Here is a 16,303-nt window from a genome sequence, read left to right as displayed (position 1 = left end):
AGTTACTATATAAATTAAGCAACAAATAGTCTCAAAATCACAGCTATAAATTGTCAAAAATTGTCAGAATCAATAATTATGCTGTTAAGTGAACATCTTAATTTTAGTAATTTGAAATCATTTTCTATCAATGGCTTATTCGGCTATAAGGATATGAAAATTCCTTTTGATAAAGAAGCTGTTATTCTTATTGCTGAAAATGGTTCTGGTAAAACTACCATTTTAAATGCTCTTTACTATTCAATATCTTGTAAGTTTAGTAGATTAATTACCATTGATTTTGAATCGGTCGTTCTTGAATTTGCATCTGGAGTAAGTGTTGAAATTAAGAAAAGTGATTTAACTGCTTCTGCTTTAATTGAAACATTTAACTCTGTAGCATTTAGAGATGTTAGTATGGCTGGAAATATTACTGGAAATATTATAATACCAGCTACTACTATAAAAGGTTTTGCTAGAACAATGATTGAGCAAAATTCAATCAATATTAAAAAAAATATTAGAGAAAATTTACATGAATCAATATTATATTTCCCTACTTATAGAAGGATTGAAGAAGAACTAAAAAATTTAGGTAATGAAGAATTAAATTTTGGTAAAGAGGATGAGCGATTAATTCAGTTTGGAATGGACGATGTAATTGCAAAATTTGATAGAATTGAAAAAAATATCAAAGATGCAACTTTAGAATTATTACCAAAAGTAAATGGTGAAATGTTAACTCAGTTTGTTGAAGTTACTACACCAACTCAAGAAATGAGGGATAGTATCCAACCTGAAACCTTAAATATAGTATTAAATAAAATAGGAAATAACATACCTGAAAATGATAAAAACAAAATAGAAGAACTGGTTAATTCAGGAAAAATAAAATCTCCCGAATATAATCAATTAGTTTATTATTTATCTAAACTGCTTGGCTTATATGAGCCACAAAGAGAAAAAGATAATTCGATTAAAAAATTTGCCGAAGTTTGTAATAAATATCTACATAAAAAACGTATTGTCTATGATGAAACAAGTGTAGAAATTTCGATAGTTCAAGAAAAAAATCATCAACCAATAGATATTAGAAATTTATCTTCTGGTGAAAAACAAATTATATCCTTGTTTTCTAAAATTTATCTTGACTCAGATGATGAATACATAATTTTGTTTGATGAACCTGAGCTTTCTCTTTCTCTAGAATGGCAAAGATTATTACTTCCTGATATCTTGAAATCAGGTAAGTGTAAACTGCTGTTAGCTGTCACGCATTCACCATTCATTTTTGATAATGAGTTAGATACAAATGCAATAGACTTAGATGATTTTGTCACGGAAAAATAGATGTCAGTAGCTAAACTTAGAAATGCTCGAAATAGACCGGTAGTAGCATTTACCGAATTTACCCGACAATACAAACAAGATGAATTTGCTCTATACTGCTTCTTTGAAGGTGAAGATGATAAGAAGTATTATGGAATTAGAATCAGAAATATTGCCAGACCAATAAAATACTCTTACTTTAGTTGTGACGGAAAACAAGGAGTTTTAGACATTCATCGAATTATTACTAATCGCAAAACTTACTCTCAAGTTAGAGCAGCATACTTTATAGACAGAGATTTTGATATATCAATAAAAAATACAGAAATAACTGGAATATATGAAACTCCTTGTTACTCAATAGAAAATTTCTATACATCTATTAATAGTTTTTGTGAAATTCTGAGAAGTGAATTTAAGCTGTCTGAATCAGATATTGATTTTAATAACTGTAAAAACCTTTATATAAAACTTCAGAAAGAATTTCATGATGCAGTTGAACTTTTAAATATTTGGATAGCTTGTCAACGAGAAAAAAGAACAGATTTGAAGTTATCTGGTCTTGATATCTCCAAGTTAGTACAGATAGATTTAGATAATATCACAAGTAACTATAGCATTAATGATTTATATACTCAATTTACCAAAGCAATTACTGTTACTCAAGAAGAACTAGACTTAAAGCAAAATCACCTAGGTTTACAAGAACATCAAAAAAGTTTTAGAGGTAAATTTGAGATTTATTTTTTATTCAAAGTTATTCAAAAACTAATTGAAGAAGCAAATAAAGGCAATCCCAAGTATTTTACTAAAAAAATAAAAATCACCTTAAATTTGCGGGAAACAACACTAATTTCTAATTTGTCCCAATATGCGGACACCCCAGATTGTCTAGTAGGTTATTTGGAATCTTTTAGAACTTCTGTGAATTAAAATTATCATAACACTTTGCGCGAAACCTGAATCTATAGTATTTTATTAATTGTAATTAACCAAATTTAGGAAAATTAATCATGCTATATCACTTAGATTTTCACGTTGAATACCCCGACGACATGACACAGCAAGAACTCTTTACCATTTGGAGTGAAGAAGCAGATGCAGCACTACAAGCAAAGCAAGCAGGAATTGTTGTAGATTTGTGGAAATGTGTGGGAACTCGTCGAGTAATTGTTATTGTTGATGTTCCCACACCTGACACACTGGATCAAATTCTCTTAGATTTACCTATCATGAAAAAAATGGGTCAAAATGTACAAGTAGAAGTAACTCCTTTGAGAAGATATGAAGACTTTGCAGCAGATGTAAAATCTCGGTTAGAGAAAAAATAAACATAAAGCAAAGGTAAGCATTCAGCCGTCACCTATCAGCTTTCAGTAGTCAGATTTTGCAAGCGTTGAATAAAACCCACAATTTGCAAACATTCTGACTCCTGTACGGGCGTTCGCGAAGCGTGCTGGAAGCATCAGCATTCGGGCAACAAATTATCAATTTTCTGACCAGGTTATTTTCCGAATGCTTCGCCCCTACTTCTTATCAAATTTAGTATTTAATACTGGGAAAAATGAGGATGTCTATCATCTCACCAACAGCTAAACCTGAGATAGCAATAAATGTTAAAATCCAAAAAGAATAGGTTTTGCTAAATCCAGAAAAACGCATTTCTAAATCAGCTAACAACGTGGTTGCTAATGGGATAAGAAATATGCTGAATAAAATTGACCAAATTGCTATTAAAGCGATGGATGCACTGAGAACCAAGACGACAACTAAAGTTTGAGAACCAAAAACTAAAAGATTTTCTAACCAAGAATTACTTTTTCTGACTATAGCTATAGCGATCGCCGCCACAAAAGCTCCTACTAACCAAACAATCTGATGCGCTGCTAAATACCATCCTAGCAGATTGTAAGCCAGCCAAAGTAATACTAATGCAGTTACAGGAATCCTTTGGAAAAACAGCAAGTTCATATTTCCCGATCCTATAATTAGGGGTTGCTGAGAAAGTCTTTCCGTGAGGGCATAGGAGTCAGGAGTCAGGAGTCAGGAGTCAGGAGGAGATTTGAAAATTTCTTTGCCATCTCTTGAAATCCCAAAAAATGCACACTTTTTCCGGTATACCCTTCAAAACCCTTGCACTAATTTCTGTGTTTATCAGCCTCTAACCTTTGATATATCAAGGTTTTAGGTTTATTCAGCAAGCCCTAATTATTTTAACATCAATTTAATTGACCAAGAGATTATTTGTCTAATTCAAATAGACAATTTTTGACATTATTCCTCTATCCCCAGAATTATTTTAACACTCTGTCCCTACGGCTGCATTAATTTGTAATTTTTGTCAATTTCTTACCTTGGATATACATTCAGATATTTACAAGCAAACCTATCGACAGAGATAGCCAAGGTTTTATTTTGTTACACCTATAATTGAAATAAATAATCTAATTTTTCACAAATTGCTGAGAAAGCGTATTATATAGAGCAGGTAAATAATATGTATATTGAAGACATATTACAACATCAGGTAGATAAGGTAGCGTTAAATAAAACCTTTCATGGTTTAACACAAACCGAAAGTCAACCGGAATACGCGCAACAGGAAGGATTAAACATCTCCGATTTAGCAATAGCTTTAAGTCCACTCAGCTTTGTATTTATTTGGGCAATTTTTCTGTTTATTGTCCAAAAACTTCGTTCTCATGCAGACAATAAAATAGCTTTTAGTGTCAATGGTTTACATCAAGTTCCCTGTAAAAACTGTAAATTTTTCTCAAATAACCATTATTTGAAGTGTGCAGTGAGACCTGATATAGTTCTCACAGAAGAAGCTATGAATTGTTCTGAATACTGCCCCAAAAAAGGAAAATTTACACCAAACAAACTATTTAGATAGGGTGAAAAGTCTTTGACTTTTTCCGCAAACCCTACTTATTTCCTCCTGCCTCCTGCCTCCTAACTACTGACTCTTGTTATATTTTGCTATTAACTTCTTGACTTGAGCGGCCACAAGTGGATGGGGGTCTGTTTGCAAATGGGGTAGAATTTCTTGCAGCACTCGCTGGGAAACCACACTCAAGTATGAAATCACTGCTTCTCTGACAAAACCTGTAGGATGGCGCAAATTTGTCAAAATTTCCGTCGTTGTCAGTCGCACGTAAGCAGCTTGAGCAAAATGAAAACAGCAAGCTAAACACCAGTCAGAGAGCAAATTTCCCTGGTTGATAAGTTTACGGACAAGCTCAATAGAAATAATGGCATCACCATCCCTGGTGCGATGCACTTTTTGAAAGCACTTCGACTTACTTCGACACCGCCCTTCGACACCGCCCTTCGACACCGCCCTTCGACACCGCCCTTCGACACCGCTCAGGACAGGCTCAGGACAGGCTCAGGACAGGCTCAGGACAGGCTCAGGACAGGCTCAGTACAAGTCGCTCAGTACAAGTCAAAACCTGTAAAGTTTTCGGATTTATATGGCTAACGCCACGCTACGCTATCAGCAAACCCTAAGTATTTAGGATAACAGTAACAGCAGTTACTAAATAGTAAAAGTCCTGAACAACTGAGTATTATTTTTCCCACTCAGCAGTCAGGACTATCATTTTGAAATAAATTTACAGTTTGGTGATTGGTGATTGGGGACTGGGGACACTTCGACAAGCTCAGTGCATCGCTGGGGACTGGGGACTGGGTTATTAACTTCTCTTTCCTCCCCTGCTTCCCCTGCCTCCCCTGCCTCCCCTGCCTCCTCTACACCTTACAATCCAGGAATGATTACTTCTTGGGTGAAATTAGCATCATCATATTTCGCCCTTCTTTCTTTGGCGCTTGCTGTACTTCACCAAACGGTTCTAAATCTGTAGCCATCCGTTTTAGCAAATCCTCTGCTAAGTCACTGTGTTGGATTTCTCGACCCCGGAACATCACAGTAGCTTTGACTTTATCACCATCTTTGAGGAAGCGTTCAGCTTGCTTGACGCGCACATTATAGTCGTGTTCTTCAATCTTATAGCGCATCTTTACTTCCTTCACGTCAGCCGTGTGCTGCTTCTTCCGGGCTTCCCGCGCCTTTTTCTCCTGCTCAAACTTATATTTCCCGTAGTCCATGATTCGACATACCGGCGGGTCGGCTTTGTCACTGAGTAGCACTAAGTCTAGTTCTTTTTCTTCTGCTAACTTTAGTGCTTCATGGGGCGGCATAATTCCTAATTGGCCGCCATCAGTGTCAATGACTCGAATTTTCGGGAAGCGAATGCGTTCGTTAATTTGGGGCAGATCGCGAGTTCTTTTTTTCTCAATCACAGGCATTATGATTTTTGGGAGCTTTTTTAGTTAAGGATTTGGCTTGGCTTTGGTTTACTTAGTTTTATTTGCTATGCCAATAAAGGCAAAATACGTAAATGACTCACAATGGAAAAATGAGTGCATATCTTTAGGTTAGCTAATTCAAACAACATTTGGTTAATCTGTTGTATTTGTTATTCTACTAACTTTGTTCAGATTTCCTACAATAGTTAATTTAAATTACAGTTTTCCAGGAAAGAGTTTGTGACTACTACGTTATCTTGGCAGCAGCGGCTAGGTAATCAAAGAGATTGGCTGTGGAGAGGTTGGCAAATTCGCTATACCTACATCCGGCCTACTTACAATTACCAAAATACCACACCTTTAATTTTACTACATGGTTTTGGTGCTTCCATTGGTCATTGGCGACATAATTTAGAAGTTTTAGGTACACATCATACGGTTTACGCTTTAGATATGCTGGGTTTTGGTGCTTCTGAAAAAGCTCCGGCTAATTACAGTGTCAAACTTTGGGTAGAACAGGTTTATGACTTTTGGCAGGCATTTATCCGTCAACCAGTGGTATTAATAGGTAATTCTGTTGGTTCTTTAATCAGCTTAGTTGCGGCTGCTACCTATCCTGATATGGTAGCGGGTGTGGTGATGATGAGTTTACCTGATCCCACTTTGGAACAAGAAGCCCTTCCTGCTTTTTTACATCCAGTGGTTAGGGGTATGAAAAGTATGATTGCTTCGCCTTTACTGCTGAAACCTCTGTTTAATTTTGTGCGTAAACCAGAAGTATTAAAACGTTGGGCTGGTCTTGCCTATACAAACCCCGAAGCCATTACGGATGAATTGATAGATATTTTAGCAGGACCTCCACAGGACAGAGGCTCTACCCGTGCTTTTATTGCTTTGTTTAAATCTTCTATAGGTGCAGAATTTAGTCCTAGTGTCAAGGAAATATTACCAAACTTAACAATTCCTATGTTATTGATTTGGGGGCGAAAAGATAAATTTGTTCCCCCAAACTTGGCCAGTGAGTTTGCTAAATACAATGAAAAATTAGAAGTTTTGTATTTAGAAGATGTAGGTCACTGTCCCCATGATGAAGCACCGGAAAAGGTGAATGAGGTAATTTTAAATTGGATTAGGGAATGGGGAATGGGGAATAGGTGATAGTTGATAGTTGATAGGGAAAAATAAAATTGATTACCCAGTCACCAGTCACCAGTCACCAGTCACCAGTCACCAATCACCAGTCACCAGTCCCCAGTCACCAATCACCAATCACCAATTACCCAACTTTAACTTGCTCAGAGGTTACATTAGTAGCACCATTAACGGAACGAGCGACAGAAACCATTTTGTTGAGAATTTTCTGACTGGGAACTTCACCTTTTAATACCACGGTGCTACCTAGTTGAGCTACCCAGAGGCGATCGCAATCTGCAAGTTCTGAATCTTGATCAAAGGCTAATGCGACTCTTTTAGCTAAACCGCTTTGATCATATTCGCCATTTAATCCTATACGTTCTGGAGGGATTTTGTCAGCGGTAGCTGCTGCTTGTGGAGTTGGGTTTACTTTTGCGTTTTCTGGTTTTTCCATTCCAAACAGTCTTTTTAACCAACTCATAAACGATTTTCTCCTGGTAAAGTGGTTCTCACATATCAGTATAAAACTTTAAAAAGCCAGTAACATCTATCTCTGCTAAGATTTGCAGTAGTTTTAATCTCGTTTAATCTCGTTCCCAGTCTCAGACTGGGAATGCTGTCATTGAGTCTCTGACTCTGATTTAATAGAAGGCAGAGCCTTCTTACATTCATTCCCATACAGAGTATGGGAACGAGAAAGAATCACTTTTAAATCCTGGAAATCCTGATTTAGATAGGAGTCACAAGCGTATTAAAATAAGGGTTTAGACCGAAAATTTTATTTCGTAGTCAGTCTAAAGCAGCCCTGAGATATGGCTGATGTTACATTTATCTCTTTATACTCCCTAGCCTGTGTTGGCGAAGATGAAACATACTCTTTCTGTACTTGTTGAAGATGAAGCGGGGGTTTTGTCCCGTATTTCTAGTTTATTTGCCCGTCGTGGCTTTAATATAGAAAGCCTTGCTGTCGGTCCTGCTGAACAGGGTGGAGTTTCCCGAATTACGATGGTTGTACCTGGTGACGATCGCGTGATTGAACAACTCACAAAGCAGTTATATAAATTAGTTAATGTCCTGAAAGTACAGGATGTTACTGAGACACCTTGTGTAGAAAGGGAATTGATGCTTTTAAAGGTGAATGCTACCAGCAGCAACCGTTCTGAGGTGGTGGAACTGGCTCAGATTTTCCGCGCTAGGGTTGTGGATGTAGCGGAAGATTCTCTGACTTTGGAAGTGGTGGGAGATCCGGGGAAGATGGTGGCGATCGTCCAAGTGTTGCAAAAGTTTGGTTTAAGGGAAATTGCCCGCACGGGTAAGATTTCTTTAACTCGTGAATCTGGTGTTAATACTGAGCTACTGAAGTCTTTGGAAGCAAAGGTTTAGTTTTCAGCTATCAGTTATCAGTTATCAGTTATCAGTTGTCAGTTGTCAGTTGTCAGCTATCAGTTATCACGCGCCATCCTAAAAAAAGGCGATCGTCCATCCATATCATAATATTTAACTACAATAGAGGCGATCGAGTCTTTAACCCCTATTCCCAGTTTTATGACTCTTGCGAAACCTGCTGACATAGATATTACCCATCTTCCCGACCACACTGAGTTACCAGAGTCGGATGGAACATTTGTGAAAAATTTTCAAGAACATCCCCAAAGCATCTTACTAACAGACTCCATCAATAGCACCTTGCAAAAAATACATCCTGATGGACAATATGCGATCGGTCAAGACTGCGGTATTTATTGGCGTTTAACCGAACCACTGGAAAAAGGCGCGGAAGCACCAGATTGGTTTTATGTAGCTAATGTACCACCAATGTTAAACGGTAAATTCCGCCGTTCCTACGTATTGTGGCAGGAATATATAGCACCTTTGATAGTTTTAGAATTTGTGTCTGGGGATGGTACAGAAGAAAGGGATAAAACACCTTTTAATGGTAAGTTTTGGGTGTATGAACAAGCAATTAGAGTACCGTTTTATGGTATTTATGAAGTCCAGAAAGCCAGTGTCGAAGTGTATCATTTAGTGAATGGACGTTATGAATTATTACCAGCTAATGAAAGGGGGCATTATCCGATTTTACCGTTAGGTGTAGAGTTGGGAATTTGGGAAGGACAGTATAATAATATGCAAGCTCCCTGGTTGCGCTGGTGGGATTTACAGGGGAACTTGTTGTTACATAGTGGGGAAAAATGTGTACAGCTAACTACGGAAACCCAGCAGTTAACGTCTCAGTTGGAACAGGAACAGCAAAAAGCGGCACGTTTAGCGGAACGGTTGCGGGAGTTGGGGGTTAACCCGGATGAGGTTTGAATATACCTCACGCAAAGACGCAATTTTTAAATCCCCGATTTCTTTGAGAAGTTGGGGATATATGTGATATTATTCATCATTTTGCATTTGGCTTTCTCTAATTTTATTGTTGTTAGATTTTAGTGGTTTGGGAATATAATTCTAGTTGCTGCATATCTGGTAAATTCAAATGAGTTTCTTCACTGTCAAATAGATGAGGGTCAACTAGAATAAAATCTTTTAAGACATTAACAGGTAATAATTCTGTACAGCCTAAAATATCTATAGAATAACCATCTCTGATCAAAATAGTAATAATTTCTTGCTGTTCTTGATGATTTTTAATTAAAGTTGCTTCTAAATCTATAATTTGTCCATTTTCTTGAATAATTTGTAAAAATTCTTGAGCATAAATTGTGGTATTTTGTTGGTTATTAAGAGTCTGTGTTAAACAATTTCCTGATAATCCTGTTGCATCTATTTCGGTAATTTTCCATTGTGATTGAGGATAGGTTTTAGCGAGATAATCTACTATCAAGAAAACGCGATTTTCTATTGTTTCTTCTGGGTTAATAACTAGAGTAAGTGCAGATTTTTCTGGTTTATTCATAGGGGTTTTGGTTGTTTACTACGAGTGGGAGTACCACCTGTTATATTAGCAAGCCAAAGATGTTGATGAGGGGGTGGTAAATGATCAGGACGGGGTGTACCATTAGGATATGTAGGACTGGTAAAGTCAATGTCTCGCACTGGTTGACCATTGGTATCAAATTCTCTAGCTTGATAAACTCTTTGATGGTATTGATCCCATCTTAATCTAGAATGCCCTCCTTGAGCTAAAGGATCGGCTATGGGTTCACCAAATCTTGGAGGTCTTTGACTTTGATAAACTGGTGTTCCATCCGCATATCGAGAATGGATTTTTTCTGACACTAATGACAGACTCCTGAAGGTAATTGATATTATTAATATTTCATATTTTGACCTAATTTGAATCAATCATAAAATATTGGCTACCAACTATATCTTTGGAAGTTGGGGATTTTGTGGTGTGTTAAGTTTACGTAATTTTTCTTAATTTATCTTCATTGATAGAAATACAAATGTAACATAAGTTAAGTAAATTCTACATACTATTGACTTATAATTGTGATTTAATGAAGGTAGTATTGTAAATACACAGGTTGAGTAACTGCACAGTCTCAGCTATTAAACAGCTATTTTGTAAATTTGTATGTGATGAATGATCAGGCGATCGCCAAAATTGCCGAACCAAATTATAAAATTATTAGGACTTACGCAAGATGTGACTGAAAACCTTATTCTTGCGTAGGGGTAATTCATGAATTACCCCTACTTTCGTTTCCTTTTGCGTAAGTCCTGATTATAAACGGATGCAAATATGAAAACAATCAAAATCAAGGTATCATTATCTACACAACAAGAAGAAATTTTTAATCAATATATAGATCAACTAGAATGGTTTTGGAATTTAGCCCTAGCTAACCAGTTTCACAATCATTGTATCAAATGGTATGAATGGGCAAAAAAACAGCAACAACTCTTAGATAAAACCAAAGAAAACCTCGATAAATTAAAACCCGAACAAAAACAATTAGTTTTAGATTTCTATAGCCACAAATATGGTGAAAAACAACCTAAGTTAACGGAGAAACAAAAGGATTTAATTAATAAATTTGAGATTTTTTCTCGTTGGTTGCCTTTTGATTTAGATGGTATTATACCAGTTCCCTTACTCTTGGGTAATAGTGGTTATGAAGGCTTATCTTGTAGAATTGCTATTGGTGGTCCGCGTTGGGTGAGAGATGAAAATATTAATATCCCCCTGAAAAATAAAAAAGGGGAAATTATACATAAAAAAGGTTCTAAATTAGTTCCTGGTAAACATCCTTATCAACCTATTAAACCCACACCCCACAGTTATAAAACCTTTCCTGGTGGTAAATTTGCAGGTAGAGAATTAGTTGATGTAAAAAAACTCGATAATTTAGATGGGTTAAACAGTATCAGAAGCGCAGAAAATCTACCCCCTTTAACAGTACCTACTGATTATATCGGGGGAACAATGAAATTTTTTGAAGTTTCCTGGAATGCGTTTCTAGATCCGAAATTACCAGAAAGACGCAAGGTAAAATTCAAAGATAAAGAACGGAAATTAACCACATTATCCAATAACCAAAAACCACCAAACCGGATCAACCCGGAAAAGAACACTGTGAGTATTTCAGGAATAGGTGAAGTAAAAGTCATAGATAGAAATTGGTTGCAAAGATTAAACCTAGAAAATATCAGTCCTAGAACCTATACCCTGAGTAAAAAACCTTCTGGATATTATCTAAATATTGTAGTTGCCCATCCTCTCCAGGAAGAAAAATCTAAACTAGATAAACAATTACCAAAAGTGAAAAAAGAATATGGAGAAGAAAGTCAAGAATATCAGGAGATTTTGAGTAAATATAATGAAGTTTCTGAGCAAATCAAATCATCATATTTTGATGATGTTAAAGATTTATCTGTAGGTATTGATCCGGGAGTAAATGCGGTTATTTCCACAGATCACGGGGCTTTGTTTATGCCTAATATAACTAGAGAAAGGATATCTATTCATATTGAGGAATTACAATCAGAATTAAACAAAATAAAAGATATTAATGATGCCCAATGGAAAGCCGCAGAAAACAAAGGAGAAAGACCAAAAACCAAAAACGAAATTAAGTTACAAGCGCAAATTAGTAGACTGCATGAAAAAGGTGCTAACTCTGCTAATTGTTTTAATCATAAACTTTCTACCCGCATTGCTAGAACCTATAGATATGTATGCTGGGAAGATACCAAAATTAAGAACTTACTCAAACAAGTTGAACCTCAAGCCTTACCAGAGGGGGTAGGATATGCCCACAATGGAGCATCTGCCAAACGTGGATTAAATTGGATCATGAGACAGCGTTGTTTGAGTGATTTGGAGGCAAAAACTAAAGAGAAAGTTGAGAAAAAAGGCGGAAAATTTAATGAACCTTCTGCTAATTATAGTTCTCAGCTTTGCCATTGTTGTCAGCAGAAGGGAGAAAGGGTTTCTCAACATGAGTTTATTTGCAAAAATCCCGAATGTAGTTTATTTGAAAAATTGCAGCAAGCTGATGTGAATGCTGCCAGAAATCATAAACAACATGGAGGCTTTGAAGTGGGAGAGGTGAAATATAATTTAACAAAATTACAGTATCAAAAACCCAAGAGATTTAAAAAGAAAAAGTTGACAAAGTAATCTATTTCAATTATTATTAGATTACCGCAGTTTGGGCGGGTGATTAAGTGATTAATCTATGGCTTGTAAGTTTTGATCTTTGGATTTAAACCCAGAAGCAAGGGGTGTGGTGACTATCCCCGTAGACTGTCCAGAAATATGGCAGGAACAACTTAATTTTTGGCAAACCACAAGCTCGGCTAAAAATGCCGGGGATCTGCCAAAACCTCAGAACCTAGACAATTTAAGGGTTTCAGCACTTCAAGCCTCAGATTTTAAATGCTCTTTAGCGGCTGAAATGGACTTTTTGATCAGGTCCGCCAAATATGGCTCTGAAACTTAGGCTAATTAAGGATCTCAATGGGCGGGGTTTCTAGAAGTTCTGAGGACTGATTGTTGTTTAAACGATACTGATCCTCTAAGATAAGAACCCGGCATTTAGTTTCTAGAAGTTCTGAGGACTGATTGTTGTTTAAACAGCAGTCTGACCCTACGCAACTATTAAAAGACATAGTTTCTAGAAGTTCTGAGGACTGATTGTTGTTTAAACTAGCGTAAGCAGTCGTCTATGGGTGATAGTTTCATGTTTCTAGAAGTTCTGAGGACTGATTGTTGTTTAAACTCAATATGTCGAGTCTTTATTTAAACAGAACGTACTGGTACTCGAGTTTCTAGAAGTTCTGAGGACTGATTGTTGTTTAAACATCACTAATAACACCTATTTGGGCATTGATAGAGATAGTTTCTAGAAGTTCTGAGGATTCTTAGTTGTTTAAACCATCTCTCTAAAAAACCCTCTTCTTCCTCTCTTCCTTCGTTTCTTCGTGTCTTCGTGGTTCAATAAAAAATCATCCTGAAAATCCTAAAATCCTGGACATCCTGATTCAGACAAAAAAAGAGGCAGAGCCTCAAAAAAGCATTCCTAGTCAGAGACTAGGAACGAGATAAACGAGATGAAAACTAACCCAACTTAATAGTTTTCGTAATCACCGATAAACTTTCCTCAAACAAAGCCTCACGCCCCCAACGTTGCACCTGCTGACTTAATAAATATTCCGGCTTTTGTTCAGCAAGAGAACTAACTTGTTGAAATAAACCAGCAGATTGAGCGCCACCTTGAGTTTCCATCCGCATACAACCGCCGGTTTCAGAACAAATTACCGTACCACAATTAGCTTGAGGATTAGTAGAACTCAAACGCAAAGCAATCAAATCACCAACAATTTCGCCAATATCAGCAACAGGAACACCTGCTAACTCTGCATTAATTTGTCTTTGATCTTTCGACACAAAAACAATATTGGTAATATCATAATCACCAAATTCTTTGCTGTAAGAAACAGGTTGCCATTCCAAGCGACTCGCTAACCAGCCTAAAAATAATAAAGCTTGGGCGGCATTGCCTTTTTCATAATCAATATTTACCCGATCAATTTCTCTCAAAGCTGCACGACGTTGGGGAGCATCATAAGCTTCTGCTGTTAATTCTTGCCATGCAGATAAACGTCGCCAATTTAAATCAGCTAAAGGAACTCCTGTATCTGCCAAATCTTGTAAAGTTAATAAATCACTTTCAGGAGCATTAAAATTACAAGAATCAACAATTACATTATTACAAACTGCCGCCAATCTCTTAAACAAAGGATTTTGAGAATCAGGAGTAGCTTTCCACCATAAAAACTTAGGCAAACCACCAATTAACAAAGCGGGAATCATACCCCCAATACGTTCCAAAGCCGCAGCAGTACCAGTTAAGGTAATGTATTCGCAACAAATTAATGTACTAGAAGACTGCTTTTGAATAGGACAATAGGCAGAAACCTGCGCCTTTACACCCTCATCTTCCCCCGCAATGGGACATAAAGCAATAATCCGGCAAGGGTTACGCAAAGCAATTTCATCAGCAATAGTGGGACTGGTAGGACTGTAAGTATAGCCCATCGCCGCACCATGACTAGCTCCATGTTCCCCACTGTGCTGAAGTTTAAAATATTCTTCCCGTAAAACCTTGATCGTTTCCGGTGTGGGAATACCGCTTTCTGGAAGTCCGTGTTTTTTCTGTAGTTCCCGCAGTGAAGTTTGGGTTTGGGGTCCCAAAATCCCATCAATAGGACCGTTATAAACACCAATAGCGGCTAACAAATACTGGGTTTCTTCTGGTTCATAAACCACTAGGGTAAATGTTGCAGCACGGGTAGCAGCAGGTAAACCGCCTTCTTCTCCTTGAATACCATAACTTTGCCAAATTTGACTGAGTTCGTTTTCAATATCAGTCAAACACACATCTTTAGGGGCTTGGAGAGAATAAATTGTAGAAGCTTCAGTTACCATAATTTTGGATTTTGGATTAATAATTGGGCATGGGGCATGGGGCATTGGGCATGGGGCATGGGGCATTGGGAAAAACTCTTACCCAGTCACCAGTCCCCAGTCCCCAGTCCCCAGTCACCCCTTAAAGTCTGCGCCAACGGCGGCCGTCTTGGTTGATTAATAATTCAGCTTCTGCTGGTTCCCAAGTACCCGCTTCATACTGAGGAACAGTAGCGGGATCTGCGGGTAAGTCCCAAACAGAGAGCGCAGGTGTCACTACACGCCAAGCAGCTTCTACTTCGTCAGACCGGGTAAACAATGTTTGGTCGCCCATCATACAATCTAAAAACAGGCGATCATACGCATCAGATGTGGCCTCAATCCCAAATGAACCATAAGTAAAGTCCATATCCACGGAACGGGTGCGGAAGTCTCCACCGGGCATTTTCACATCAAAACGGAGCGAAATACCTTCATTTGGTTGTATCCGCATTGTCAAAATATTGGCGTTTGCTTGTAATGCGGCGGATGGGAACATTCTGGAAGGTACTTCCCGGAAATGGATGGAAATTTCACTGACTTTTTTCGGCATCCGTTTCCCTGTCCGCAGATAGAAAGGTACACCTTGCCAACGCCAGTTATCCACCACAAATTTCATTGCTACATAAGTGGGTGTGGTGGAATTAGGATCAACTCCCGGTTCTTCTCGATATCCAGGGACTTTTTCTCCTTTCATCCAACCGGCGCTATATTGTCCGCGAATGGCAGAACGGGACAGGTTATTGACATCTGCTAAACGAGTGGCTTGTAATACTTTCACCTTTTCTGTACGGATACTGTCAGCATCCATTGAGTTAGGTGCTTCCATTGCGGTTAAACAATACAACTGCATGAGGTGGTTTTGCAGCATATCCCGTAGCGCACCGGCACTTTCATAATATCCCGCCCGGTCTTCTACACCTACGGTTTCAGCAACGGTGATTTGTACGTGATCCACAAATTGCCGATTCCATAATGGTTCAAAAATGGCATTGGCAAAACGGAACACTAACAGGTTTTGTACTGTTTCCTTACCTAAGTAGTGGTCAATGCGGTAAACTTGGTTTTCTTTACAAACCTTCTGCACTACTTGGTTGAGACTTTGCGCTGATGCTAAATCACGCCCAAAGGGTTTTTCAATAACGAGACGGTTTTTGTAGGGATCGTCTAACATTCCCGCTGAACCTAGCTGTTTAATAGCTTCGGGGAAGAAGTTGGGCGCAACGGAAAGGTAAAACATCCGATTTCCTCGTGTTCCCCGTTGGGGGTCGAGTTCAGCGAGGAAGTTTTTCAGTTTTTGGTAACTTTCGGGGTTGTCAATATCACCGGAACAGTAAAATAAACCCTTAGAAAAGTCTTGCCAGAGTTCTCCCAGTTCAACTTTGCTGTGAGCTTCCCGCATTCCTTTTTCCATCTGTTCCCGGAAGTAGTCATGGGTCCAGTCACGACGGGCAACACCAACAATGGTAGTTTCTGGGGGAATGCGTCTTTCCCGACGGAGTTTAAATAATGCAGGTACGAGTTTACGCCAGGTTAAATCCCCTGACGCGCCAAAGATAACAATAATTTGGGGTTCGGCCATCCCTTGTTGTTGGAGACCAACCCGCAAGGGATTTTCTAACAGACTGACCATAAGGATTTTGGATT

The 16,303-nt window shown here is 38.0% G+C and carries 16 protein-coding genes, 1 pseudogene and 1 CRISPR repeat array; of the genes and pseudogenes, 9 read left to right on the top strand and 8 right to left on the bottom strand.

The genetic code is table 11. From position 1 onward, the window contains the following. The first annotated feature begins 78 nt into the window (after window positions 1-78). The 3 genes from H6F47_RS05690 (at window position 79) to H6F47_RS05680 (ending at window position 2,639) form a co-directional block, all read left to right on the top strand. On the top strand, window positions 79-1,329 hold the full coding sequence (locus tag H6F47_RS05690; protein WP_137668191.1) for an AAA family ATPase: 1,251 nt from the start codon (window positions 79-81) through the stop codon (window positions 1,327-1,329). After that, entirely contained in the window at window positions 1,330-2,241 is a 912-nt protein-coding gene (locus tag H6F47_RS05685; RefSeq protein WP_137668192.1) for a DUF4435 domain-containing protein, read from the top strand. Between the two features lie 80 nt (window positions 2,242-2,321). Beyond that, window positions 2,322-2,639 carry a muconolactone Delta-isomerase family protein gene (locus H6F47_RS05680; protein ID WP_096566112.1) on the top strand — a complete coding sequence of 106 codons (318 nt, stop codon included), beginning with the start codon at window positions 2,322-2,324 and terminating at the stop codon, window positions 2,637-2,639. 211 nt (window positions 2,640-2,850) lie between these two features. Here H6F47_RS05680 and H6F47_RS05675 read toward each other — a convergent pair whose 3' ends face one another. Then, on the bottom strand, window positions 2,851-3,279 hold the full coding sequence (locus H6F47_RS05675) for a hypothetical protein (RefSeq protein ID WP_096566108.1): 429 nt from the start codon (window positions 3,277-3,279) through the stop codon (window positions 2,851-2,853). Window positions 3,280-3,805: 526 nt separating this feature from the next. Between H6F47_RS05675 and H6F47_RS05670 the strand changes: the two genes are divergently transcribed. Further along, window positions 3,806-4,204: a hypothetical protein gene (locus H6F47_RS05670; RefSeq protein ID WP_096566107.1), complete on the top strand. Its 399-nt coding sequence runs from the start codon at window positions 3,806-3,808 to the stop codon at window positions 4,202-4,204. Between the two features lie 63 nt (window positions 4,205-4,267). Here the strand turns inward: H6F47_RS05670 and H6F47_RS05665 are convergent. Continuing rightward, window positions 4,268-4,540: pseudogene (locus tag H6F47_RS05665) on the bottom strand (hypothetical protein); the annotation flags it as partial. 545 nt (window positions 4,541-5,085) lie between these two features. After that, window positions 5,086-5,619: a translation initiation factor IF-3 gene (infC, locus tag H6F47_RS05660; protein WP_096566105.1), complete on the bottom strand. Its 534-nt coding sequence runs from the start codon at window positions 5,617-5,619 to the stop codon at window positions 5,086-5,088. A 240-nt stretch (window positions 5,620-5,859) separates the two neighbouring features. Between infC and H6F47_RS05655 the strand changes: the two genes are divergently transcribed. Both H6F47_RS05655 and H6F47_RS05650 read left to right on the top strand, forming a co-directional pair. Further along, window positions 5,860-6,777 carry an alpha/beta fold hydrolase gene (locus tag H6F47_RS05655; RefSeq protein WP_190648014.1) on the top strand — a complete coding sequence of 306 codons (918 nt, stop codon included), beginning with the start codon at window positions 5,860-5,862 and terminating at the stop codon, window positions 6,775-6,777. Between the two features lie 29 nt (window positions 6,778-6,806). Continuing rightward, window positions 6,807-6,983 (top strand): hypothetical protein, encoded by a 177-nt coding sequence (locus H6F47_RS05650; RefSeq protein ID WP_190648012.1) that lies wholly within the window; start codon window positions 6,807-6,809, stop codon window positions 6,981-6,983. Here H6F47_RS05650 and H6F47_RS05645 read toward each other — a convergent pair. Beyond that, a complete protein-coding gene (locus tag H6F47_RS05645) occupies window positions 6,896-7,234 on the bottom strand; it encodes a BON domain-containing protein (protein ID WP_137667832.1) in 339 nt (112 codons plus the stop codon). The two genes, H6F47_RS05650 and H6F47_RS05645, sit on opposite strands and share 88 nt — an antisense overlap. A 383-nt stretch (window positions 7,235-7,617) precedes the next feature. Between H6F47_RS05645 and ilvN the strand changes: the two genes are divergently transcribed. Further along, a complete protein-coding gene (ilvN, locus tag H6F47_RS05640; RefSeq protein ID WP_137667831.1) occupies window positions 7,618-8,136 on the top strand; it encodes an acetolactate synthase small subunit in 519 nt (172 codons plus the stop codon). Between the two features lie 162 nt (window positions 8,137-8,298). Further along, window positions 8,299-9,066 carry a Uma2 family endonuclease gene (locus H6F47_RS05635; RefSeq protein ID WP_190648011.1) on the top strand — a complete coding sequence of 256 codons (768 nt, stop codon included), beginning with the start codon at window positions 8,299-8,301 and terminating at the stop codon, window positions 9,064-9,066. Between the two features lie 112 nt (window positions 9,067-9,178). Here H6F47_RS05635 and H6F47_RS05630 read toward each other — a convergent pair whose 3' ends face one another. Both H6F47_RS05630 and H6F47_RS05625 read right to left on the bottom strand, forming a co-directional pair. Next, window positions 9,179-9,655, bottom strand: a complete 477-nt coding sequence (locus H6F47_RS05630) for a hypothetical protein (RefSeq protein ID WP_137667829.1) — start codon at window positions 9,653-9,655, stop codon at window positions 9,179-9,181. Further along, on the bottom strand, window positions 9,652-9,978 hold the full coding sequence (locus H6F47_RS05625) for a hypothetical protein (RefSeq protein ID WP_137667828.1): 327 nt from the start codon (window positions 9,976-9,978) through the stop codon (window positions 9,652-9,654). The genes H6F47_RS05630 and H6F47_RS05625 overlap by 4 nt, the downstream gene beginning before the upstream one ends. A gap of 469 nt (window positions 9,979-10,447) precedes the next feature. On the opposite strand from H6F47_RS05625, the gene H6F47_RS05620 reads away from it, so the two are divergent. Further along, window positions 10,448-12,328 (top strand): zinc ribbon domain-containing protein, encoded by a 1,881-nt coding sequence (locus H6F47_RS05620; protein ID WP_190648009.1) that lies wholly within the window; start codon window positions 10,448-10,450, stop codon window positions 12,326-12,328. A gap of 348 nt (window positions 12,329-12,676) precedes the next feature. Then, window positions 12,677-13,085: direct repeats of the CRISPR family, unit length 37 nt; unit sequence GTTTCTAGAAGTTCTGAGGACTGATTGTTGTTTAAAC. Window positions 13,086-13,267: 182 nt separating this feature from the next. On the opposite strand, the gene opcA is transcribed toward H6F47_RS05620, so the two are convergent. Then, the gene (gene opcA, locus H6F47_RS05615) at window positions 13,268-14,638 is read right to left on the bottom strand and encodes a glucose-6-phosphate dehydrogenase assembly protein OpcA (protein ID WP_190648007.1); all 1,371 of its coding nucleotides are present in this window, start codon (window positions 14,636-14,638) and stop codon (window positions 13,268-13,270) included. Between the two features lie 121 nt (window positions 14,639-14,759). After that, window positions 14,760-16,289, bottom strand: coding sequence for a glucose-6-phosphate dehydrogenase (gene zwf, locus H6F47_RS05610; RefSeq protein ID WP_096566088.1), 1,530 nt, complete (start codon window positions 16,287-16,289; stop codon window positions 14,760-14,762). Between the last annotated feature and the right edge of the window lie 14 nt (window positions 16,290-16,303).

This window comes from Sphaerospermopsis sp. FACHB-1094, from assembly GCF_014696195.1.
GTDB lineage: Bacteria > Cyanobacteriota > Cyanobacteriia > Cyanobacteriales > Nostocaceae > Sphaerospermopsis > Sphaerospermopsis kisseleviana.
The sequence above is the reverse complement of the archived record's forward strand: the minus strand, read 5'-3'. Positions and strand labels throughout refer to the sequence as shown.